Raw genomic sequence first — 23,477 nt, 5'->3', positions numbered from 1 at the left:
GCTCGTTATTCGGCTCGTGCCCGCACGTGAATCGCTGCGAACGGCTCATTCTGCACCAGCTCGACCAAGGATTCCTTGACCAGTTCCAGGATCGCCATAAACGTGACGACCACCCCCAACCGCCCTTCCTCGGCAGTGAACAGCTCGACGAACGGCACAAAACCACCGCCCTTGAGCCGTTCCAGCACATCGCTCATGCGCTCGCGGGTGGACAGCGCCTCGCGGCTGACCTGATGGCTTTCGAACATGTCGCCCCGACGCAGGACCTCAGCCATGGACATCAGCAACTCTTCCAGGCTCACGTCCGGCAGCAACTTGCGTGCCCGCGCCTCGGGAGCATCGAGCTTGGGCACCACCACGTCGCGCCCGACCCGGCTCAAGCCGTCGATGCCTTCGGCGGCGCCCTTGAAACGCTCGTACTCCTGCAAGCGACGGATCAGTTCGGCACGGGGATCGTCTTCTTCCGCTTCGACCTCGGCCGAGCGCGGCAACAGCATCCGTGACTTGATCTCGGCCAGCATGGCCGCCATCACCAGGTATTCGGCCGCCAGCTCAAGGCGCACCGACTGCATCAGCTCGACATACCCCATGTACTGGCGAGTGATTTCCGCCACGGGAATGTCGAGGATGTTGATGTTCTGCTTGCGGATCAGGTACAGCAGCAGATCGAGCGGGCCCTCGAAGGCTTCGAGAAACACCTCCAGGGCATCCGGCGGAATGTACAGATCCAGGGGCATTTCGGTGACCGCCTGGCCATAGACCATGGCAAACGGCAGTTCCTGTTGCGCACCGGCCTGACTGTCTACGCTATCCACCACGGTTTCCACGGCGGACATTCAGGCCTCGACCAGGAACGGCGCCGGATCGCCACAACCGACGCGCACCACCTGCGGCTCGCCGTCGGCCAGGTTGATCACGGTGGAGGCCTTCATGCCGCCGTAACCACCGTCGATGATCAGGTCGACCTGATGTTCGAGCAACTGGCGCATTTCGTAGGGATCGGTCAGGGGATCGGTTTCGCCGGGCATGATCAGCGTCACGCTCATCAACGGCTCACCCAGTTCCGCCAGCAGCGCCAAGGCAATCGGATGGCTCGGCACCCGCAGGCCAATGGTGCGTTTCTTCGGGTGCAGCAACAATCGCGGCACTTCGCGGGTGGCATTGAGAATAAAGGTGTAAGGGCCGGGTAAATGGGCCTTGAGCAGCCGGAAGGTGCCAGTGTCGATCTTGGCAAACAGGCCCAGCTGCGACAAGTCACTGCAAATCAGTGCAAAGTTGTGCTTGTCGTCCAACTGACGCAGGCGTCTGACCCGTTCCACGGCATTCTTGTCGCCGATCTGGCAGCCGATGGCGTAGGAGGAATCGGTGGGATAGACCACCACGCCGCCACCACGAATGATTTCCACCGCCTGTTTGATCAGGCGCGCTTGCGGGTTTTCCGGATGAATCTGGAAAAATTGACTCACGTGTTCTACCTGTTCAGACGGCGTCGGTAACAAGTTCATGTTTGAATCTACACCAAAGCGGTGGCAGATCTTCGGGTAACGGACGGTATTCGCCGATCTCGGACCAGCCTCCTGGGCCATGGAAATCACTGCCGGCGGTGACCAGCAGGCCAAACTCCCGGGCCAGAATCGCCAGACTGCCGACCTGCTCTGCCGGCTGATGGCCATTGACCACCTCAATGGCGTGGCCCCCTGCTTGAATATAGTCGGCTATAAGGCGGCGACGTTTGCTTCGGGTGAAATCATAGTGCCACGGATGCGCCAGGCTGACCCAGGCCCCCGAGGCCCGCAGGGTTTCAACCGTCTGTTCCAGGGAGGGCCAATGCTGCTTGACATCCCCTAGCTTGCCGGCCCCCAGCCATTTGCGGAACGCTTCGGCACGGTCCTTGACGAAACCTTCGCGCACCATCCAGTCGGCGAAGTGCGGCCGTGCCGGTGCGTTACCGCTGTCACCCAGCTCCTGCTGGATCTGCCGGGCACCCTCCAGCGCCCCGGGCATGCCCTTGAGGGCCAGTTTGCGGCTGATCTCCTCGGCACGCAGCCAGCGACCGTCGCGCAATTGGGCGATGGCCTGGACCAGCGGCGGCGCGTCGACATCGAAACCGTAGCCCAGCACATGGATGGTCGCCCCGCCCCAGGTGCAGGACAATTCGACGCCGTTGATCAGTTGCATGCCCAACGCCGTCGCCGTATTGCGGGCCTCGTCGAGGCCTTCGAGGGTGTCATGATCGGTCAGGGCCAGGACTCGCACGCCGTGCTCGAACGCCCGCGCCACCACAATCGCAGGCGCCAGGGCGCCATCGGAGGCCGTGCTATGGCAGTGCAAATCAACATTCACGGGGGTGTGTTACCTCAAATCAGCTGGCCCTATCGCGGCCAAGGATGTTTGTTATTATGCCGTCACATCCTGCTTCTGGCTGCCATTGTGAAACAATTCATCGACTTCATCCCGCTTCTGCTGTTTTTCATCACCTATAAACTTGACCCACGCACCGTCGACATTGCCGGTCAGTCCCTGACTGTAGGCGGTATCTACAGCGCCACCGCGGTGCTCATCATCAGTTCCCTGGTGGTCTACGGAGCGTTGTTCATCTCCCAGCGCAAGCTGGAGAAAAGCCAGTGGCTGACCCTGATCGCCTGTCTTGTGTTCGGTAGCCTGACCCTGGCCTTCCACAGCGACACCTTCCTCAAATGGAAAGCGCCAGTGGTCAACTGGCTGTTCGCCCTGGCCTTTATCGGCAGTCATTTCATCGGCGACAGTCTGCTGATCAAACGCATCATGGGCCATGCCGTCAGCCTGCCGGACGTGATCTGGACCCGCCTGAACATCGCCTGGATCGCCTTCTTCCTGTTCTGCGGCGGCGCCAACCTGTTCGTCGCGTTCACGTTCCAGGACTACTGGGTCGACTTCAAGGTCTTCGGCAGCCTGGGCATGACGCTGCTATTCCTGATCGGCCAGGGCATCTACCTGTCCCGTCATCTGCACGATGCCGACACCCCCACGCAAAAAACCGAGGACTGACATGCTCTACGCAATTATTGCCACCGACGTCGCCGACTCCCTGGAAAAACGCCTGGCCGCCCGCCCCGAGCACCTGGAGCGTCTGCAGCAGCTCAAGGCCGAGGGTCGTATCGTGCTGGCCGGTCCGCACCCGGCCGTGGACAGCAACGACCCCGGTGCCGCCGGTTTCAGCGGCAGCCTGATCGTAGCCGAGTTCGAGTCCCTGGTCGCCGCACAAGCCTGGGCCGAGGCCGACCCATACGTGACTGCCGGCGTCTACGCCAATGTCGTGGTCAAGCCGTTCAAGCAAGTCCTGCCGTAAATCCTTGAATGCGATGAGCCCCCGGGGCTCATCGCATTCAATTGCTCATTGTTCTCGTTTGCCTGCCGACAACCTGTCTAATCTGTCTAGTCTCGATTGGAATTCAGGAGTGGCAATGCGCAAAGGTCCGTTGTGCCTGTTATGGGTCATGTTGGCGATCGGGGCTCCCGCCCATGGCGAAGAAAACACCGAGGCCAGTCATTCGACGCCCTTGTCCCTGAGCGCAGGTGGGCAGATCACCGAGCTGCAGCAACGCTTGAAAGACAGTGAGCGCCTGCGTGAAGAACTGACCCAACAATTGCAGAACGCCAGCAGTGAACGCGAAACCGCACTGATAAGCCGCTTGCGTCAGGAGAACCAGCGTCTGAAGCTGCAACTCAAGGAAGCCCAGTCGAGCTCGCTGCCGCGCCTGTTGACCGATCAACAGCAATGGTTCGTCATCGGTGCCGGAGTAGCGCTATTGGCCCTACTCTGCGGTATCTTTGCCAGCGGTGGACGTAGACAGCGTCGGCAATGGCTAAATTGAGTGATTCATGAGCGAGCTGTTACTGATTGATGATGACCAGGAGCTGTGTGAGCTCCTCGGCAGTTGGCTGGGCCAGGAAGGCTTCCAGGTCCGGGCCTGCCACGATGGCCAGAGTGCCCGCAAGGCCCTGGCCGAAACCGCTCCGGCGGCGGTGGTGCTGGATGTGATGCTGCCCGACGGCAGCGGCCTGGAGTTGCTCAAGCAACTGCGCACCGACCATCCGGAACTGCCAGTGGTGATGCTTTCGGCCCGTGGCGAACCGCTGGACCGCATCCTTGGCCTGGAACTGGGCGCCGACGATTACCTGGCCAAACCCTGCGACCCACGGGAACTAACCGCGCGCCTGCGCGCCGTGCTGCGCCGTAGTCATCCAACGGCGGTGTCCAGCCAGATCGAACTGGGCGACCTGACCTTCAGCCCGGTCCGTGGCGTGGTCAGCATCGATGAACAGGAACAGACCCTCACCGTGTCCGAGAGTCGCCTGCTCGAGGCGCTGCTCAAGCAGCCGGGCGAGCCGCTGGACAAGCAGGAATTGGCGCAGATCGCCCTGGGCCGCAAGCTGACCCTGTACGACCGCAGCCTCGACATGCACGTGAGTAACCTGCGCAAGAAAATCGGCCCCCATCCCGACGGCCGCCCGCGCATCGTGGCGTTGCGCAGCCGGGGTTACTACTACAGCTTGTAGGAGCTGGCGAAGCCTGCGATCTCTTGATCTGGATCTGGATGGGGGCTCACTCCGATCCAAGTGCCTGGGGAAAGATCGCAGCCTCGCTTCGCTCGGCAGCTCCTACAGGTATTGGTTCGACTTGAAATCAGGTGTTTGTCAGGTCTGCACCAAAGCCTCTTTACCCAAGCTTTACCCACCCCTGACCGCCGCTGACCTTGATCTCCGTAATCTGCACTCATCCGGAACTGACCGGGAACGAGACAAGGAGATACACCATGCGCAAAACCCTTATCGCTCTGATGTTCGCTGCCGCCCTGCCGACAGTCGCGATGGCCATGCCCGAAGGCGCCGGCCCGATGGGACCGATGGACGGCCCGCGTCACGGCGGCCAGATGCACGACAAAGGTCCGTACAGCCAACTGGACTTGACCCACGAACAACGCCAGCAGATCCGCCGGATCATGGGCGAGCAGCGTCACGAACGTCAGGAGTTGGTCGAGAAATACTTGGCGAAGCTGTCACCGGCCGACCAGAAGGCCATGCAGGATGAAATGAAGGCACGGCACGAGAAGGTCGATGCCCAGATCCGTGGGCTGTTGAAGCCTGAGCAGCAGAAAGAGTTCGACGCGATCCAGAAGAAACAGGCCGAACGTCGCGCCGAGTGGGCAGAATTCAAGGCCTGGAAGGCGCAACAGCCGCAAAAAGCGCAATAATGCGCTGACGTCCCCCGCCCAGCGGCTCCGCGCCGCTGGGCTTTCCCTGTTTCGAGGATTTACCGTGCGTTCATTGTTCTGGCGCATCCTGGCCAGTTTCTGGCTGGCCATCACGCTGGTTGCAGGGCTTTCGATTCTACTGGGCCATGTACTGAACCAGGACGCCTGGATTCTGAGCCGCCATCCAGGACTCAACACCCTGGCCGAAGAGTGGACGCAAACCTACGAAAGCCAGGGTGAAGATGCCGCGCAGGAGATCCTGCAACAGCGCAAACGCCAATATCACATTGACGTCCAGGTACTCAACGAAAGCGGCGACCCGGTAGTGCGCGGAACCTTTCCACGGCGTGCCGCAGCCTTCGAGGCACGGCAGAACAACGACGACCGCCGCCTGCCCTGGCGGCGCCTGACCGACGAGTTCACCAGCGCCAAGACCGGCGACACTTACCTGTTCATCTACCGCATCCCCCATCCCGAACTGGACGCCTGGCACCGCGACAGCCTGCTCTGGCCCCTCAGTGCGTTGGGGATCGCCCTGGTGGTGCTGACCTTGTTCAGTCTGCTGGTGACCTTCTCCATCACCCGCCCGCTGAACCGACTGCGCGGTGCCGTGCATGACCTGGGACAGACCACTTACCAGCAGAACAGCCTCGCCAAACTGGCCAACCGTCGCGACGAATTCGGTGTACTGGCAACGGACTTCAACCGCATGGGCGCGCGCCTGCAAAGTCTGATCAGCAGCCAGCGCCAGTTGCTGCGGGATGTATCCCATGAGCTGCGCTCGCCCCTGGCCCGGTTGCGCATCGCCCTGGCGCTGGCGGAGCGGGCCGGCCCCCAGGAGCGTGAAGCACTATGGCCGCGCCTGACCCGCGAATGCGACCGCCTGGAAGCGTTGATCAGTGAAATCCTGGTACTGGCCCGGGTCGATGCCGACAACGCCAGTGCCGAAGACGTGGACCTCAATGGCTTGCTGGCCGCCCTGCAAAAAGACGCGCAACTGGCCTCACCCGAGCAAAGCGTGCAATTGAACGCCGAGCCGAACCTGACCCTCAAGGGTTGGCCGACCATGATCGAGCGAGCGGTGGACAATTTGCTGCGCAACGCCCAACGCTTCAATCCCGCCGGGCAACCCATCGAAATGCGCGCGGTGCGCCAGGGCGAACGAGTCATTGTGAGCGTGCGCGATCATGGCCCGGGCGTAGAGGCCGAGCATTTGGGCCAGTTGGGCGAACCATTCTATCGCGCACCGGGCCAGACTGCCGCCGGCCACGGCCTGGGCCTGGCAATCGCCCGCCGTGCCGCCGAACGCCACGGGGGCGCGCTGGTACTGGCCAACCATCCCGGTGGCGGCTTCATCGCGAGCCTGGAATTGCCGTTGGTGCCAGGAGCTATTGTCCAGCCTTAAGCCATGACGAAAGGGTCCGCGAACGCCGCAGAACCACTGAGGGAGCAAGCCTGCTCGCGAAGGGATCGTGTCAGTCGACATCATCATCGAAGGGACCATCGTCTCGCGAGCAGGCTCGCTCCCGCAGGGATTGCGGCGACAGGACTGCCGCCGCAAAACCAAACGATAATTCCTCTTATTCAAAGTTCCCCGTCCTGTTAGACTTTGCGCCCTCGTTTCACTCGTCTTCCAGGATGTTCAATGCCGTCGTTGCCTCTTCTATGCGCGCTGTTCATGGCACTGGCCACGGCCATGGGCCTGAGTGGCTGCGATGATGCGCCGCGCTTTACCCAGGCCGAACCCGGTGAAGCCCGGTCCGGCGGCGCCGCGACGGTACGCAAGACCGACCAGAACGCATTCTCCCTGCCCTCGGCCAACCTGCCACCCTCGCGGCGCGTGGACTTCAGCGTCGGCAACAGTTTTTTCCGCAGCCCCTGGGTGATCGCACCCTCGACCACCACCGCCAGGGATGGCCTCGGACCGCTGTTCAATACCAATGCCTGCCAGAACTGCCATATCAAGGACGGTCGCGGCCATCCGCCGGCGCCGGATGCGGCTAACGCGGTATCGATGCTGGTGCGCCTGTCGATCCCCGATGCGCAGCCCTACGCCAAGGTCATCGAGCACCTGGGCGTGGTGCCGGAGCCGGTCTACGGCGGGCAGTTGCAGGATATGTCCGTACCCGGCGTCGCCCCGGAAGGCAAGGTGCGGGTTGAATACACACCTGTCCCGGTGCGTTTCAAGGACGGCACGGTGGTGGAACTGCGCAAGCCGAGCCTGCAGGTCAGCCAACTGGGCTACGGCCCGATGCACCCCGACACACGTTTGTCCGCACGGGTCGCGCCGCCAATGATCGGCTTGGGATTGCTGGAAGCCATCCCCGATGAAGCCATCCTGGCGAACGCCGAGGCCCAGGCACGGGAGAAGAACGGCATCGCCGGCCGACCGAACCGGGTCTGGGATGATGTCCAGCAGAAAACCGTCATGGGACGTTTCGGCTGGAAAGCCGGGCAACCCAACCTCAATCAGCAGAACGTCCACGCGTTTTCCGGTGACATGGGCCTGACGACAAGCCTGCGGCCGTTCGACGATTGCACCGAGGCCCAGATCGATTGCAAGCGCGCACCCAACGGCAATGGACCGGACGGCGAACCGGAGGTGAGCGATAACATCCTGCGGCTGGTGCTGTTCTATAGCCGTAACCTTGCCGTACCCGCGCGCCGGGACGTGAACTCACCCCAGGTACTGGCCGGCAAGAGTCTGTTTTTCCAGGCCGGTTGCCAGTCCTGCCACACGCCGAAGTACACCACGTCCGCCACCGCCGCCGAGCCGGAGTTGGCGAACCAGGTCATCCGCCCTTACACCGACCTGTTGTTGCACGACATGGGCGAAGGCCTGGCCGACAACCGCAGCGAATTCAAGGCTGGCGGCCGTGACTGGCGGACACCGCCGCTGTGGGGGATCGGCCTGACCGAAACCGTCAGCGGCCACACCCAGTTCCTGCACGACGGTCGCGCCCGCAACCTGCTCGAAGCCGTGCTGTGGCATGGCGGCGAAGCGCAAGCGGCGCAGCGCCAGGTTTTAGCGTTCAATGCCGAGCAACGTGCTGCGTTGCTGGTTTTCCTGAATTCCCTTTAAATCATTTTTCCGAAAACGGGAGTCCGACATGTTCCGTCCCAAGCTGTTGTTCACCAGCCTCGCCGCCCTCGCCCTCGGCGCCTGCTCGCCGCAGGACCCGCAAGCAGTCACTTCGGCCGCCATTGCCAAGCAAGTGATCCTGCCGACCTACAGCCGTTGGGTCGATGCCGACCGGCAACTGGCGAGCAGCGCCCTGGCGTTTTGCCAAGGCAAGGAAAACCTGGAGACCGCCCGCGCCGATTTCCTCAAGGCGCAAAAGGCCTGGGCCGAACTGCAACCGCTGTTGATCGGTCCGCTGGCCGAGGGCAATCGCGCCTGGCAAGTACAGTTCTGGCCGGACAAGAAGAACCTGGTGGGCCGTCAGGTCGAGCAACTGGTCGAAAGCCAGCCGCAGATCGACGCTGCCGGCTTGGCCAAATCCAGCGTTGTGGTCCAGGGCCTTTCGGCCTACGAATACCTGCTGTTCGACGCCAGGATCGACATGGCTGACAGCACGCAGAAAGCCAGATACTGCCCACTGCTGATGGCCATCGGTGAACGCCAGAAACAGCTGGCCGAAGAGATCCTGTCACGCTGGAACACCAACGACGGCATGCTCGCCCAGATGAGCAAGTTTCCGAACCAGCGCTATGCCGACTCCCACGAAGCGATCGCCGACCTGCTACGTGTTCAGGTCACCGCTCTCGACACATTGAAGAAGAAACTCGGCACCCCGATGGGCCGCCAGACCAAGGGCGTACCGCAACCTTTCCAGGCAGATGCCTGGCGCAGCCAGTCGTCTCTGCAAGGCCTGGAAGCCAGCCTCAGCGCAGCCAGGACGGTCTGGGTCGGCGTGGATAACAAGGGCCTGCGCAGTCTGTTGCCAAGCGACCAGAAGCCCTTGGCCGACAAGATCGACGCGGCCTATGACGCATCGTTGAAACTGTTCGCCAGCACCCAGCGTTCGCTGACCGAGATGCTCAACGACGACGCCGGGCGTCAGCAACTCAACGATTTGTATGACAGCCTCAACGCCGTCCACCGCCTGCACGAAGGCGAACTGGCCAAGGCGCTGGGCATCCAACTGGGCTTCAATGCCAACGACGGTGACTGATCATGTTTCGACGTCAGGCCCTGGCACTGGGCAGTTTGCTGCTCGGCGCCGTTACCCTGGGTGGCTGGAAGCTGTTCAAGCAAAAGGACACGCCTGCGCTGCTGCTGTCGGCACGGGACGATGGTGATGGCAAGCATTACGCTGTGGGTTATCGACTGGACGGGACGCGGGTGTTCGCCACCCGGGTCGACCAGCGTTGCCATGACATCGTCAATCATCCATCGCAGCCGGTTGCGCTGTTCGTTGCCCGTCGCCCGGGCACCGAGAGCTACCTGATCGACCTTCGCGATGGCACGTTGCTGCAGACCATCACGTCCTTGCCGAACCGGCATTTCTACGGTCACGCGGTGATCCATCGCAGCGGCGAGTGGTTGTACGCCACCGAGAATGACACCTCGGATCCCGGACGCGGCCTATTGGGCGTGTACCGTTTCGAAGGCGAACGACTGATACACAGCGGAGAGATCCCCACCCACGGCATCGGCCCGCACCAGGTGTCATGGATGCCCGACGGCGAAACCCTGGTGGTGGCCAACGGCGGTATCCGAACCGAGGCCGAGAGCCGGGTAGAGATGAACCTCGATGCCATGGAACCCAGCCTGGTCCTCATGCAGCGCGACGGCACGCTGTTGAGCAAGGAAACCCTTCCCCAGTCCATGAACAGTGTGCGCCATCTGGGCATCGCCAGTGACGGCACCATCGTTTCCGGCCAGCAGTTCATGGGGGATGCCCATGAGTCCTCGGAACTGGTGGCGATCAAGCGTCCGGGTCAGCCCTTCAAGGCGTTTCCGGTGTCCGAACAGCAATTGCAAGCCATGGGGCATTACACTGCCAGCGTCGCGGTGCACAGCGACCTGCGCCTGGTCGCCCTGACGGCCCCTCGTGGCAATCGCTTTTTCATCTGGGACCTGGACAGCGGAGAAGTCCGCCTGGATGCCCCTCTGCCGGATTGCGCAGGGGTGGGAGCGGTGGCAGACGGTTTCGTCGTGACCTCAGGTCAAGGGCGTTGCCGCTATTACGATTGCCGACAGACCCAACTGGTTGCAAAGCCGTTGGACCTGCCGGCAGGGCTCTGGGACAACCATTTGCACCTGGCCTGATTAAGCGGGGGCGAAGCCATCGATGCGGAGCCCCTTGTACTTCGGGAATAATCCTACGCAACACGGGCCTTATGGGATCTGGAATCCCCAGCATACTCAGGGTAAGGTGCCCGCCTGACTGTCTTTTCTATCGGCTTTCCAAGGAAGTGGAACATGCTGCGACGCCGCATGCTGATCATGTTGGGTGTTGTCCTGCTGGTGGTGCTGTTGCTGGCCGGCTACAAGGCCTTCTCCGTTTACCAGCAGATCCAGATGTTTTCTGCACCGAAACCACCGGTCAGTGTTGCCGTGGCCAGCGCCACCGAGCAGCCCTGGCAAAGCCTGCTGCCTGCCGTCGGCAGCCTCAAGGCGTTGCAAGGCGTGGACCTGAGCCTGGAGATTGCCGGGACCGTGCAGAAAGTACTGTTCCAGTCCGGCCAGAAGGTCAAGGCCGGTCAACCGCTCCTGCAACTGGACAGCGAGGTCGAAAGTGCCCAGCTGGAAACCGCCGAAGCCGACCTGGGCCTGTCGCAACTGGACTTCGGCCGCGGCCGTCAACTGGTGGGTAGCCAGGCGATCTCCAAGGGCGAGTTCGACCGACTCTCGGCACAATTGAAAAAGAACCAGGCCACGGTCAATCAGCTCAAGGCTGCGCTGGACAAGAAACGCATCGTCGCGCCGTTCAGCGGCACCATCGGCATCCGCCAGGTGGATGTCGGCGATTATCTCGCCAGCGGCACGGTAATCGCCACACTGCAAGACCTCAGCAGCCTCTACGTGGACTTCTATATCCCTGAACAAACGGTGCCAAGGCTGGCCGTGGCCCAGGCGATCAACGTCGGCGTCTCGGCCTACCCCGGCCAGACGTTCGTCGGCTCCATCAGTGCCATCAACCCCAAGATCGAGGACAGCACCCGCAATGTGCTGGTACGCGCTACCCTGGCCAACCCCGACGGCAAGCTGTTGCCCGGCATGTTCGCCAACCTGCAGGTGATCCTGCCGGACGTGGCGGACGGAATCGTCGTGCCGGAGAGCGCCGTGACCTACACCCTCTACGGCAATTCCATGTACGTGGTGACGCAGAAGAAAGGCGCCGACGGCAATCTCGAGAAGGACGACAAGGGCCAGCCGGTCCTGATTGTCGAGCGGCGCTTCGTCGAGACCGGCGAACGTCGCGACGGGCTGGTGCTGGTTACCAAGGGCGTACAGAGCGGCGAACAGGTGGTGATCGCCGGCCAGATCAAACTGGATAACGGTACCCACATCGTCATCAGTGACGACAAGACCCTGACCGAACAGAACAGCCTGCGACGCGCAGACTGATCAAGGAATCCCCATGGCTTTTACCGATCCGTTCATCCGCCGTCCGGTGCTCGCCACCGTGGTCAGCCTGTTGATCGTGCTGTTGGGCTTCCAGGCCTGGAGCAAGCTGCCGCTGCGCCAGTATCCACAGATGGAAAACGCCCTGATCACGGTGACCACCGCTTACCCCGGGGCCAATGCCGAAACCATCCAGGGCTACATCACCCAGCCGATGCAGCAGAGCCTGGCCAGCGCCGAGGGCATCGACTACATGACCTCGGTCAGCCGCCAGAACTTCTCGGTGATATCGGTCTATGCCCGCATTGGCTCCAACAGCGACCGTCTCTTCACCGAATTGCTGGCCAAGGCCAACGAGGTCAAGAACCAGCTGCCCCAGGATGCCGAGGACCCGGTGCTCAGCCGGGAGGCCGCCGATGCCTCTGCCCTGATGTACATCAGCTTTTTCAGCAAGGAACTGAACAACCCGCAGATCACCGACTACCTGTCACGGGTAATCCAGCCCAAGCTGGCGACCCTCCCCGGCATGGCTGAGGCGGAGATCCTTGGCAATCAGGTCTTCGCCATGCGCCTGTGGCTCGATCCCATCAAGCTCGCCGGTTTCGGCCTGACCGCCGCCGACGTGACCAATGCCGTGCGCCAATACAACTTTCTATCGGCCGCTGGCGAGGTGAAGGGCGAATATGTGGTCACCAGCGTCAACGCCAACACCGAACTGAAATCAGCCGAAGCCTTTGCCGCGATACCGCTCAAGACCGACGGTGACAGCCGGGTACTGCTACGGGATGTGGCACGGGTGGAGATGGGCGCCGAAAACTACGACACCATCAGTTCCTTCGGAGGCACACCCTCGGTGTATATCGGGATCAAGGCCACGCCCGGCGCGAACCCGCTGGATGTGATCAGGGAAGTGCGCAAGATCATGCCGGAAATGGAGGCCCAGTTGCCGACGAACCTCAAGGCCGAGATTGCCTACGATGCGACCCTGTTCATCCAGGCATCCATCGATGAGGTGGTGAAGACCCTGTTCGAAGCAGTGCTGATCGTCATCGTCGTGGTGTTTCTGTTTCTCGGCGCCCTGCGGTCGGTACTCATCCCGGTGGTGACCATCCCGCTGTCGATGATCGGCGTGATGTTCTTCATGCAGTTGATGGGCTACTCGATGAACCTGCTGACATTGCTCGCGATGGTACTGGCCATCGGCCTGGTGGTGGACGACGCCATCGTCGTCGTGGAGAACATCCATCGACATATCGAGGAAGGCAAGAGCCCGTTTGACGCAGCGTTGGAAGGCGCCCGGGAGATCGCCATGCCGGTTGTCTCGATGACCATCACGCTGGCGGCGGTGTATGCGCCGATCGGCCTGCTCGAAGGCCTGACGGGCGCCCTGTTCAAGGAGTTCGCCCTGACCCTGGCCGGGGCCGTGGTGATCTCCGGGATCGTTGCCCTGACCCTGTCGCCCATGATGTGCGCCATGCTGCTGCGCCACGATGAGAACCCTTCGGGGCTGGCCCATCGACTGGACATGGTTTTCGAACGCTTGAAGACCCGTTACCAGCGCATGCTTCATGGCACGCTCAATACCCGGCCGGTCGTGCTGGTGTTCGCCGTGATCGTTCTGCTGCTGATTCCGGTACTGCTCATGTTCACCAAATCCGAACTGGCTCCCGACGAAGACCAGGGCATCATCTTCATGATGGCCAAGGCGCCACAGCCGACCAACCTCGACTACCTGAACACCTACACGGACCACTTCGTCGATATCTTCAAGCAGTTCCCGGAGTACTACTCTTCGTTCCAGATCAATGGCTACAACGGCGTGCAGTCCGGCATCGGCGGCTTCCTGCTCAAACCCTGGAACGAACGCAGCCGCACCCAGATGGAAATCCTGCCTGATGTCCAGAGCAAGCTGGAAAGCATCCCAGGCTTGCAGATCTTCGGCTTCAACCTCCCTTCCCTGCCCGGCACGGGGGAAGGCCTGCCCTTTGCCTTCGTCATCAACTCGCCGAAGGACTACGCGACGCTTCTGGAGGTCGCGGAGCGGGTCAAGAAGCGTGCACTGGAGTCCGGAAAATTTGCATTCATGGACATTGACCTGGCCTTCGACAAGCCCGAGGTCGTCGTCGACATCGATCGTGACAAGGCCGCCCAGATGGGTGTCTCGATGCAGGATCTGGGTGGTACCCTCGCCACCTTGCTGGGTGAGTCGGAGATCAACCGCTTTACCATCGAAGGCCGTAGCTACAAGGTCATTGCCCAGGTCGAACGGCCATTCCGGGATAATCCTGACTGGCTGAACAGCTACTACGTGAAAAATACCCAGGGTGAGTCATTGCCCCTCTCGACCCTGATCAAGGTCAGCGACCGGGCGCGCCCGCGGCAACTCAATCAGTTCCAGCAACTCAATGCGGTGACGATTTCGGGCTTCCCCGTTGTGAGCATGGGCGAGGCCATCGAGACGGTTCGCCAGATCGCCCGGGAAGAGGCACCGGTGGGGTTTGCCTTCGACTATGCCGGGGCCTCGCGTCAGTTCATCCAGGAAGGCAGTGCCTTGTGGGTCACTTTTGCCCTGGCGTTGGCGATCATCTTTCTGGTGTTGGCGGCCCAGTTCGAGAGCTTTCGTGATCCCCTGGTGATCCTGGTGACGGTACCGCTGTCCATTTGCGGCGCCCTGATTCCGCTGTTCCTCGGCTGGTCGAGCATGAACATATACACCCAGGTGGGATTGGTGACGCTGATCGGCCTGATCAGCAAGCACGGCATTCTGATCGTCGAATTTGCCAACCAGCTGCGCAAGGAACAGGGCCTGACGCCACGGGAAGCCGTGGAGCAAGCTGCGTCGATTCGCTTGCGACCGGTGCTGATGACCACTGCGGCCATGGTGTTTGGCATGGTGCCGTTGATCCTGGCCACCGGTGCCGGAGCGGTGAGCCGCTTCGACATCGGCACGGTCATTGCCACCGGCATGTCGATTGGCACCCTGTTCACGCTGTTCGTATTGCCTTGCATCTACACGCTGCTGGCCAAGCCGGATAAAGCCTGATCTCTATTGAAGGGGATCCTCTCGCCACAAATGTCTCCCCCTATAAATAACAAGATATAAAAAAAAGGCTACCCGAAGGCAGCCTTTATTTGGGCTCCATGACTCTCAACTCTGTGGCCTCACGCCTTGGGAAAGACTGAACATGAACAGCAACAGGTCATTATCCGGCCGGATGACCTCGCTGGCCTTGGCCACCCGCGGTAAAGGGCAGTGAGCGTCAGAGTAGGAGGCACTGAGTATCTGAGAACGGGGCTGTTCCCACACAGCCACCGCCATCGATGCAACTGCCAGGGCTCCGACTAAAAACACACCTCTAGCAATTTCAAGTTTCATCACTATAAGCCTTTGATAGCGCTGCCAAACGCCGTCTCATAAAAGTAGACGAGTTTTTTCCAGTCAGAATCGCTGAACGACGAATGGCGTCGTAGCTGCTTCATGTCATGGGATGCAGCCCGTCGGGCGGTCAAACGCTGGCGACACTTCTCCAGGTCCAACAGGGCGACTTCGGGTTTCGCCGCTTCCCCCTCCCCGGTTACACGCACAAATACATGCTTGATGTAGATGCAGCCATGCTGCCAACGGCCTTTATGCATGCGGGCCAGGTTTTCGGCCAGTGCCTGGAGGATTTGATCATGCACCGCTTCGCCATGACGCTCGCGGCCACCTGCGGCGTACCATTTCTCGATCTCCTCAAAACCTTCGAGCGCCCGGGTCACCAGCAGCGCACGCCACTTATGGACCGGGTCCCGCTGGGCCCCGCAGAAAACCAATTGAGGGACGCGGACATCAAGCCGGGTCAACGCCAGCAGCGCGTCTTGCTCTCGCAACACGGTAGGTCTACCGAACGGATGCAGCCAGCTGCGATAAATGTGCCCCGTCTGACGCTTGGCATAAAGCAGCTCGCCATCCTTGCTGATGATCCGCTGTACGCCACTTTCTCCACCACGACGCACGTTGGGCTCTTCCACCCATTCACCCTTCATGCTCCAGAAATGGTCGAAGCTGTTGCGGGAAATCCCAGGTGTCTCTGCTACCTGCGCAACCATGCTGTTACCTCTTGCGTAATACATAAACTCGCCACATGGCATAGAGCGGCAGGAAATCCAATTGTTCCTGGATGCGAAACCCAGCCTGCCGAAACTCCTCCTCTACTGTAGCGACCGGTAACACAAATCGATTCTGGTAGTCTTTCTTCCCGCGGATACGCTCCTGACGCTTGCGTTTCCAGGCCTTGAAATTGCCATCGACCCACAATGAAATAATCACGCTGTCACGGCTGACACGCGCAAACTCCTTCAAAATCGCCTGTCGGTGCTCGGCTTCACCGATATGGTGAAGCAAGCGCATGCAAAAAATGCTGTCAACGGCGTTATCAGGCAAGGCTATGTCGAACGCAGAAGTGTGCAAGGGCTGTACCCGTTTTACGACCTCGGCGGGTTGAGACTCCATTGCGGTCTTGATCATGGCCTCGGAATTGTCCGCGCCAATGATGACGCGATTCGGTTTTTCCGCCAGCAAGGACCAGAAACGTCCGGCACCACAAGGCAGATCCAATACCAGCCCAGGGTCACCGGCCAGCGCCAATGCACGCTTGGCCAGTTGTTGATCTCGCCAATTGGAGAGACGGCGACTCAAGCCGCTTCGATGCTTGTGAAAGTACTTCTGGGCATGTTGCTCGTCATACTTTTCGGAAAAATCGAGCTTGATGGGTTTGGGCATTAAGGGGACCTCCATTTCAGACAGGTCCAACCTTATGAAGCGGTATGTCATCGCTTTGTGAAAAAAAAGTCATGCAATCTTCTTAATGATTACAAGATTTTTCAGGACGTACTCACTTCTTCGGATTCAACTCAACTTCGAAACGGCAACCGTTGGGCTCCATCGTGCTGAGGCTCACCACCCAGCCCTGGTTCTCGCAAATCCGCTGCACCAGCGACAACCCCAGCCCAAGCCCCTCGCCGCGCTTTTCATTGCCGCGCACGAACGGTTCGAACATCGCCTCGCGCTTCTCCTCGGGAATGCCCACACCGCTGTCCTCCACCAAGAACCCGGTCTCACAGAGCGTGAGGCGAATGAAGCCCTGGTCGGTGTAGTGCAAGGCGTTGCGCAGCAGGTTGCCCATGACCGCCGTCAGGAACGTGGCGTTATAGAGCGTATCCAGAGGCTGGCCCGGCTCGAAAATCAGCGTCAGGCCTTTGGATTCGATGGCCGCACGCCATGCACCAAGGAGATTTTCCGCCACCTGACCAAGGGTCAGGCGAGGCGACATGCCGTTATCCTCGCGCTGAGCCCTGGCAAGCATCAAGAAGGTTTGCACCAGTTCGCGCATCTCTTCACTGGCTCGGCTGATGCGCTCGACCTGCATGCGACCACGCTGATCCAGCGCCGGGTTTTCCAGCAATAGTTCGCAGGAGGTCGCCAAGACCATCAACGGCGTGCGCAATTCATGGCTGACATCACTGGTGAACAACCGCTCGCGGGTCAAGGCCTGGCGTAACCGCCCCAGTGTCGCGTCGAACGCCACCGCCAGCTCACCCACCTCATCGGCGGCATAATCAGGTGCCAAAGGAGGAGCGAGTCCGAGGAGCTGGTCACGATGCCGTACTTGCCTGGCCAGCCGCACCACCGGCGCCATCACCCGACGCGCCAGGATCCAGCCGAGGAACAAAGCAAGCGCCAGGCTGAGCACGAAGCCCACCAGCACAACGGCGAACAGCACCCGCTCGCGCTCTTCAAAGTCGCTCTGGTCCTGCAGCAACACGTAATGCCGGCCGTCAACGATCTCCACCATGGCGTGATAGGACAATTGTTCGCGAAACACCTCGTGGAAGCCGGGCTCCAGGTGACGCAGATCCTTGGGTAATTCGAAGTCACCCTGGCCGCCGCTGAAATAGAACAACTGGTCAGGTTCCGGACGATGATTCCAGTCCGAGACGCTGTCCATCAGCAACAGGCGTTGCAGGTCGCCACCCAGTCCGGAGGAAATCAGCTTCTCTTCCACCAGGTGCACTGTTGCCACGATCCCCATGGCGAACGCTCCGGCCACTAACGCACTCATCAACGCAAACGCGATGATGATCCGTTGGGCAAGGCTCTGCTTAAACTCCATCGCGGCCCTCGGCCAGGCGATAACCGACGCCGTGCACGGTATGCAGCAATGGCTTTTCGAACGGTTTGTCGATCACCTGGCGCAGTTGGTGGACATGGCTGCGCAGACTGTCGCTGTCCGGGCAATCATCGCCCCACAAGGCTTCTTCAAGGATTTCACGACGCAACACGTGAGGACTCTTCTGCATCAGTACCGCCAGCAACTTCAGACCGACCGGGTTGAGCTTGAGCAATTTACCTTCGCGGGTCACCTCAAGGGTATCGAGGTCATAGCTCAGGTCGCCGACCTGCAACGCACGCCGCCCGCCTCCCTGGGCCCGACGCATGACAGCTTCGATCCGGGCCGCCAGTTCCGACAGGGCAAAGGGTTTGATCAGGTAATCATCGGCCCCGGACTTGAAACCCTGCAGGCGGTCGTCCAGTTGATCCCGGGCGGTGAGCATGATCACCGGCGTATCACGCCGGGCATCTTCACGCAGGCGCTTGCACAAGGTGTAGCCGTCGATGCCCGGCAGCATGATGTCGAGCACGATCAGGTCGTAATGCTCGGTCGCAGCCAGGTGCAACCCCGACAGACCGTCCTGGGCGCAATCGACGGTATAGCCCTTGAGCCCCAGGTAGTCGGCCAGATTGGCCAGGATGTCGCGGTTGTCTTCGACCAGTAGAATTCGCATGGGCACCTCTGCGTATACGGTTAACGGCCGTCTTGGCCCGCGCAGCTTACGGCCAATGACGACTCAGGGCCAGTGGCCTGGAAACATCAAGTGTCAACGCGTTCGAGCACTAACATTATTTATGCGTTTTTCACTATCGATTCACAAACTGACTACAGTGCGGGGATAATACTTTCGCGCTATCGGATTGATATATAAGGAATGTAGTAAATGGACTTTATGAAAATGGCGCCCATGCGCTTCTTGCTGCTGATCACCGGCGCCTGGCTGGTGGTATTTCTTCTGACCCGTACCGTTTTGCTGCTGGCCCACCTGGATGAATCCGGTGGCGGCGCCATCTCGGTCTTCGGCATCGGCCTATTGTATGACTTGGGCTTCCTCGCCTATGCAATCCTGCCGATGGGCCTGTATCTATTGCTCTGCCCAGCGGCCTTGTGGCGCCGTCGCGGCCATCGCTGGTTGCTTCAGGGACTGTTGACGGTCAGTTTGTTCGCCATGCTGTTCACCTCGGTGGCCGAATGGCTGTTCTGGGATGAGTTCGGCGTGCGCTTCAACTTCATCGCCGTCGACTACCTGGTCTATTCCGATGAGGTGTTGAACAACGTGCTGGAGTCCTACCCGATCGGCACCTTGCTGACGATGCTCGCCGTACTGGCGTTGGGTTTGAGCCTGGCCTTGCGCAAACCGTTCCAGGCCGCGCTGGACGCCCCATTGCCAACCTTGCGCGGGCGTCTGGTCAATGCCCTGGGCCTGATGGCCCTCGCTGGCCTGAGCCTGCAATTGCTCAGCCAGGACGCGCCACGCGCCCAGGGTGGCAACGCCTATCAAAACGAGCTGGCGAGCAACGGCCCGTACCAGTTCTTCGCGGCGTTCCGTAACAACGAATTGGACTACGGACAGTTTTACAGCAGCCTGGCGCCGACGGCCGTCGCCCAGCAGATTCGCGCCGAACTGAACGAGCCCAATGCACGTTTTATCGGTGAAGACCCACAAGACATCCGGCGGATGATCGACAATCCCGGCACCCTCCGCAAACCGAACATTGTGCTGGTGACCATCGAAAGCCTCAGCGCCAAGTACCTGGGCAGCAATGGCGACAAACGCGACCTGACCCCCAACCTCGACGCCTTGCGCCAGCAAAGTCTGTATTTCAGTAACTTCTACGCCACCGGTACCCGTACCGACCGTGGCCTGGAGGCCATTACCCTGGCCATTCCACCGACGCCGGGACGTTCGATCGTCAAGCGTATCGGCCGGGAAAGCGGCTTTTCCAGCCTGGGCCAGCAATTGAGCGCGATAGGCTACGACAGCGTGTTCGTCTATGGTGGTCGCGGCTACTTCGACAACATGAACGCTTTTTTCAGCGGCAACGGTTATCGTGTCGTTGATCAGAGCAGCGTCGAGGAGTCCGAAATCCACTTCAAGAACGCCTGGGGCATGGCCGACGAGGATCTATACAAACAGACGTTGAAACTGGCCGATGCCAACTACGCCAGGCAACGGCCGTTTCTGTTGCAACTGATGACGACTTCCAATCATCGCCCATACACCTATCCGGATAACCGGATTGATATCAGATCCGGCAACGGTCGGGATGGGGCGGTCAAGTACACCGACTATGCCATTGGTCAGTTCCTGGAACAGGCACGGCAGAAACCGTGGTTCGATAATACGATTTTCGTCTTCGTGGCCGACCACACCGCTGGCAGCGCCGGCAAGGAAGACCTGCCCATCAGTAACTATCAGATTCCGCTGTTCATTTACGCGCCAAAGCTGATCGAGCCACGGGAAAACGCCCAACTCGCCAGTCAGATTGACCTGGCTCCGACCTTGCTCGGGTTGCTGAATCTGGATTACAGGTCGACCTTCTTCGGTCGCAACCTGTTGCAGGACAATCCGTTACCGCCCCGCGTCGTCGTCGGTAATTACCAGCATCTGGGCTTGTTCGACGGCAAGGATCTGGCGATCCTCAGCCCGCGTCAGGGCCTGCGTCGGCATGATGATGCACTGACCGAAAGCCGCGAGTCCCGGGCAACCAGTGACGATCCTTTGATCGGCCGCGCCATTACGTATTACCAAACCGCCAGTTATGGCTTCAAGCAACAGCTGCTTGGCTGGAGAGCACCCATGGAGGGTGCCGAGCAAGTCAGCGAACGTTAACCGAACTGCCCCGGGAGGATGGCCTGGGGCGCTTTCTTTGTGCAGGATCCGTCATGCCGTCAAGCGTTCCACGCTCTTCCCCTCGCCCGCTGAATTTCTGGCTATGCCTGGGCATTCCCGTCGTTACGTCGATCATTCTGATCTTGCTGGAATGGACCGACCTGGACATGAACCTTGCCCAGCTGTTCTATGACCCGACCGCTGGCAATTTTATAGGGCGACACAGTTTTTTCCTGGAGGACATCCTCCATGACCGGGCGAAACAAGTGGTCATCGCCTTCTCGGTGTGTTCCATCTTCGGCTTCATAGGCGCTTTTTTCATCAGCCGGCTTAAACCCTTCAAACGTGAGTTGGGCTGCCTGGTGCTCTCCCTGGCGCTGGCGACATCCTTCGTCACTCCGATGAAAGCGGTGACCGCGGTTCAATGCCCCTGGAGCCTGAAGGAGTTCGGTGGCAAGGAAACCTACAGTGAACTGCTGAGCCCGCGTCCAGACACCAACAAACCGGGCAGGTGCTGGCCGGGGGGGCATGCCGCCACCGGATTTACACTGTTTGCGCTGTTCTTCGTATTGCGTGATCGCAGACCACGCCTGGCCCGACGAGCCTTCATATTTGCCTTCACCCTCGGAACGGTGTTCTCTGTGGGCCGGATGATGCAAGGGGCACACTTCTTCTCGCACAACGTGTGGACAGCGGTGTTCTGCTGGCTGATTAGCCTGGGGTGTTATTACTTCGTCCTCTACCGGCCGGCCACGAGGGCAGAGCCCCTGGCCGAAGCACAACCGGTCAATGCCTGAGCAGCATCCGACTGAAACCTGTGGGAGCCAAGCTTGCTCGCGATGACAGCGGGATATCCGACATCATTGCAAACGGATCCACCGCTATCACGAGCAAACTCGGCGCCCACAGAAATTGGCTGAATAGCGAAAGTACTTCCAACGCCAGCCAATAAAAAACCCCGCCTGCTTTCGCAGGCGGGGTTTTTCAGTGCAGGGGGTAAGGCTGGCTTACATCATGCCGCCCATGCCACCCATGCCGCCCATGTCTGGCATGCCGCCGCCAGCTGGAGCGTCTTCCTTGATTTCAGCGATCATCGCCTCAGTGGTGATCATCAGGCTGGCAACGGAGGCAGCAGCCTGCAGAGCCGAACGAGTCACTTTGGCCGGGTCCAGGATACCCATTTCAATCATGTCGCCGTATTCGCCGGTAGCAGCGTTGTAACCGTAGTTACCCGAACCCTGCTTGACCTTGTCGACCACAACGCTTGGCTCGTCACCGGAGTTGGCAACGATCTGGCGCAGCGGTGCTTCGACAGCGCGACGCAGCAGAGTGATACCCACGTTCTGATCGGCGTTGTCGCCTTTCAGTTCGCTGATGGCCTGCAGGGCACGAACCAGCGCCACACCACCGCCAGGTACCACGCCTTCTTCGACGGCTGCGCGAGTTGCGTGCAGGGCGTCTTCAACGCGGGCTTTCTTCTCTTTCATTTCAACTTCGGAACCGGCGCCAACCTTGATGACCGCAACACCGCCGGACAGCTTGGCCAGACGCTCTTGCAGTTTTTCACGGTCGTAGTCGGAGGAAGTCTCGGCTACTTGTGCACGGATCTGGGCAACGCGAGCCTGGATGTCAGTCTCAACGCCGGCACCGTCGATCACGGTGGTGTTTTCCTTGGAGAGGATGACGCGCTTGGCGTTACCCAGGTGCTCCAGGGTGGTGCTTTCCAGGCTCAGGCCGATTTCTTCGGAAATCACGGTACCGCCGGTCAGGACGGCGATGTCCTGCAGCATGGCCTTGCGACGGTCGCCGAAGCCTGGTGCCTTGACGGCAGCCACCTTGACGATACCGCGCATGTTGTTCACAACCAGGGTCGCCAGGGCTTCGCCTTCAACGTCTTCGGCCACGATCAGCAATGGGCGGCCGGCTTTGGCAACGGCTTCCAGCACTGGCAGCATTTCACGGATGTTGGAGATCTTCTTGTCGACCAGCAGGATCAGCGGGCCGTCGAGCTCGGCAACCATGGTGTCCGGCTTGTTGACGAAGTACGGCGACAGGTAACCACGGTCGAACTGCATGCCTTCGACGACAGACAGTTCGTTTTCCAGGCCCGAACCTTCTTCAACGGTGATCACGCCTTCTTTACCGACTTTTTCCATGGCTTCGGCAATGATGTCGCCGATGGAGTTGTCGGAGTTGGCCGAGATGGTGCCTACCTGGGCGATGGCCTTGGAGTCGGCGCACGGCTTGGACAGGGCCTTGAGCTCTTTGACGATGGCGATGGTCGCCTTGTCGATACCGCGCTTGAGGTCCATCGGGTTCATGCCGGCAGCGACGGCTTTCAGGCCTTCGTTGACGATCGATTGAGCCAGGACGGTGGCGGTGGTGGTGCCGTCACCGGCGTCGTCGTTGGCACGGGAGGCAACGTCCTTGACCAGCTGCGCGCCCATGTTTTCGAAACGGTCCTTGAGCTCGATTTCCTTGGCTACGGAAACGCCGTCCTTGGTGATGGTCGGAGCGCCGAAGCTCTTCTCGATGATCACGTTACGGCCTTTCGGGCCCAGGGTCGCTTTTACTGCGTCAGCCAGGACGTTGACACCGGCGAGCATTTTCTTGCGGGCGGAATCGCCGAATTTAACTTCTTTAGCAGCCATGATCGATATTCCTTAAATACTGTGTAGTAGCGG

22 protein-coding genes are annotated in these 23,477 nt (G+C 60.3%); 13 read left to right on the top strand and 9 right to left on the bottom strand.

The genetic code is table 11. The features are described 5' to 3' along the window. Nucleotides 1-5: 5 nt before the first annotated feature. From AD665_RS13175 to AD665_RS13165, 3 genes are all read right to left on the bottom strand, one after another. The gene (locus AD665_RS13175; protein ID WP_173668659.1) at nt 6-704 is read right to left on the bottom strand and encodes a segregation and condensation protein A; all 699 of its coding nucleotides are present in this window, start codon (nt 702-704) and stop codon (nt 6-8) included. Nucleotides 705-836: 132 nt separating this feature from the next. Next, a complete protein-coding gene (locus AD665_RS13170; protein ID WP_024779546.1) occupies nt 837-1,466 on the bottom strand; it encodes an L-threonylcarbamoyladenylate synthase in 630 nt (209 codons plus the stop codon). A 13-nt stretch (nt 1,467-1,479) separates the two neighbouring features. After that, nucleotides 1,480-2,343 carry a PHP domain-containing protein gene (locus tag AD665_RS13165; protein ID WP_024779545.1) on the bottom strand — a complete coding sequence of 288 codons (864 nt, stop codon included), beginning with the start codon at nt 2,341-2,343 and terminating at the stop codon, nt 1,480-1,482. A gap of 87 nt (nt 2,344-2,430) precedes the next feature. Between AD665_RS13165 and AD665_RS13160 the strand changes: the two genes are divergently transcribed. The 11 genes from AD665_RS13160 (at nt 2,431) to AD665_RS13110 (ending at nt 14,851) form a co-directional block, all read left to right on the top strand. After that, a complete protein-coding gene (locus AD665_RS13160; RefSeq protein WP_024779544.1) occupies nt 2,431-3,027 on the top strand; it encodes a septation protein A in 597 nt (198 codons plus the stop codon). A 1-nt stretch (nt 3,028) separates the two neighbouring features. After that, entirely contained in the window at nt 3,029-3,328 is a 300-nt protein-coding gene (locus tag AD665_RS13155) for a YciI family protein (protein WP_024779543.1), read from the top strand. A gap of 115 nt (nt 3,329-3,443) precedes the next feature. After that, on the top strand, nt 3,444-3,854 hold the full coding sequence (locus AD665_RS13150; protein ID WP_024779542.1) for an SH3 domain-containing protein: 411 nt from the start codon (nt 3,444-3,446) through the stop codon (nt 3,852-3,854). A gap of 7 nt (nt 3,855-3,861) precedes the next feature. Beyond that, a complete protein-coding gene (locus tag AD665_RS13145) occupies nt 3,862-4,539 on the top strand; it encodes a response regulator transcription factor (RefSeq protein ID WP_024779541.1) in 678 nt (225 codons plus the stop codon). Between the two features lie 257 nt (nt 4,540-4,796). Next, the gene (locus AD665_RS13140) at nt 4,797-5,234 is read left to right on the top strand and encodes a Spy/CpxP family protein refolding chaperone (RefSeq protein ID WP_024779540.1); all 438 of its coding nucleotides are present in this window, start codon (nt 4,797-4,799) and stop codon (nt 5,232-5,234) included. A gap of 64 nt (nt 5,235-5,298) precedes the next feature. Further along, nucleotides 5,299-6,639: a sensor histidine kinase gene (locus AD665_RS13135; protein WP_024779539.1), complete on the top strand. Its 1,341-nt coding sequence runs from the start codon at nt 5,299-5,301 to the stop codon at nt 6,637-6,639. A gap of 240 nt (nt 6,640-6,879) precedes the next feature. After that, nucleotides 6,880-8,316, top strand: a complete 1,437-nt coding sequence (locus AD665_RS13130; RefSeq protein WP_024779538.1) for a di-heme oxidoreductase family protein — start codon at nt 6,880-6,882, stop codon at nt 8,314-8,316. Between the two features lie 28 nt (nt 8,317-8,344). Continuing rightward, nucleotides 8,345-9,409, top strand: a complete 1,065-nt coding sequence (locus AD665_RS13125) for an imelysin family protein (RefSeq protein WP_024779537.1) — start codon at nt 8,345-8,347, stop codon at nt 9,407-9,409. 2 nt (nt 9,410-9,411) lie between these two features. Next, entirely contained in the window at nt 9,412-10,509 is a 1,098-nt protein-coding gene (locus AD665_RS13120; protein ID WP_024779536.1) for a DUF1513 domain-containing protein, read from the top strand. A 153-nt stretch (nt 10,510-10,662) separates the two neighbouring features. Next, nucleotides 10,663-11,811 carry an efflux RND transporter periplasmic adaptor subunit gene (locus AD665_RS13115; RefSeq protein WP_024779535.1) on the top strand — a complete coding sequence of 383 codons (1,149 nt, stop codon included), beginning with the start codon at nt 10,663-10,665 and terminating at the stop codon, nt 11,809-11,811. Nucleotides 11,812-11,824: 13 nt separating this feature from the next. After that, nucleotides 11,825-14,851 (top strand): multidrug efflux RND transporter permease subunit, encoded by a 3,027-nt coding sequence (locus AD665_RS13110; protein WP_024779534.1) that lies wholly within the window; start codon nt 11,825-11,827, stop codon nt 14,849-14,851. Between the two features lie 105 nt (nt 14,852-14,956). Here AD665_RS13110 and AD665_RS27845 read toward each other — a convergent pair whose 3' ends face one another. The 5 genes from AD665_RS27845 to colR form a co-directional block, all read right to left on the bottom strand. Continuing rightward, nucleotides 14,957-15,184, bottom strand: a complete 228-nt coding sequence (locus tag AD665_RS27845; RefSeq protein WP_024779533.1) for a hypothetical protein — start codon at nt 15,182-15,184, stop codon at nt 14,957-14,959. Between the two features lie 2 nt (nt 15,185-15,186). Beyond that, complete coding sequence (locus AD665_RS13100) at nt 15,187-15,897, bottom strand: lipopolysaccharide kinase InaA family protein (RefSeq protein WP_024779532.1); 711 nt, start codon at nt 15,895-15,897, stop codon at nt 15,187-15,189. Between the two features lie 4 nt (nt 15,898-15,901). Next, a complete protein-coding gene (locus tag AD665_RS13095) occupies nt 15,902-16,570 on the bottom strand; it encodes a class I SAM-dependent methyltransferase (protein ID WP_024779531.1) in 669 nt (222 codons plus the stop codon). Between the two features lie 112 nt (nt 16,571-16,682). Then, entirely contained in the window at nt 16,683-17,960 is a 1,278-nt protein-coding gene (locus tag AD665_RS13090; RefSeq protein WP_024779530.1) for a sensor histidine kinase, read from the bottom strand. Then, nucleotides 17,950-18,633, bottom strand: a complete 684-nt coding sequence (gene colR, locus AD665_RS13085; RefSeq protein ID WP_024779529.1) for a two-component system response regulator ColR — start codon at nt 18,631-18,633, stop codon at nt 17,950-17,952. Before colR ends, AD665_RS13090 begins: the two co-directional genes overlap by 11 nt. Nucleotides 18,634-18,843: 210 nt before the next feature. Between colR and AD665_RS13080 the strand changes: the two genes are divergently transcribed. After that, nucleotides 18,844-20,793, top strand: coding sequence for an LTA synthase family protein (locus AD665_RS13080; RefSeq protein WP_053192369.1), 1,950 nt, complete (start codon nt 18,844-18,846; stop codon nt 20,791-20,793). A gap of 53 nt (nt 20,794-20,846) precedes the next feature. Then, nucleotides 20,847-21,590, top strand: a complete 744-nt coding sequence (locus tag AD665_RS13075) for a phosphatase PAP2 family protein (RefSeq protein WP_024779527.1) — start codon at nt 20,847-20,849, stop codon at nt 21,588-21,590. Between the two features lie 210 nt (nt 21,591-21,800). Here the strand turns inward: AD665_RS13075 and groL are convergent, their stop codons facing one another. Continuing rightward, nucleotides 21,801-23,444: a chaperonin GroEL gene (gene groL, locus AD665_RS13070; RefSeq protein ID WP_024779526.1), complete on the bottom strand. Its 1,644-nt coding sequence runs from the start codon at nt 23,442-23,444 to the stop codon at nt 21,801-21,803. Nucleotides 23,445-23,477 lie beyond the last annotated feature (33 nt).

It is taken from the genome of Pseudomonas corrugata (genome assembly GCF_001269905.1).
GTDB classification, from domain to species: domain Bacteria; phylum Pseudomonadota; class Gammaproteobacteria; order Pseudomonadales; family Pseudomonadaceae; genus Aquipseudomonas; species Aquipseudomonas corrugata.
This window is presented reverse-complemented; position numbering and strand designations above follow the sequence as displayed.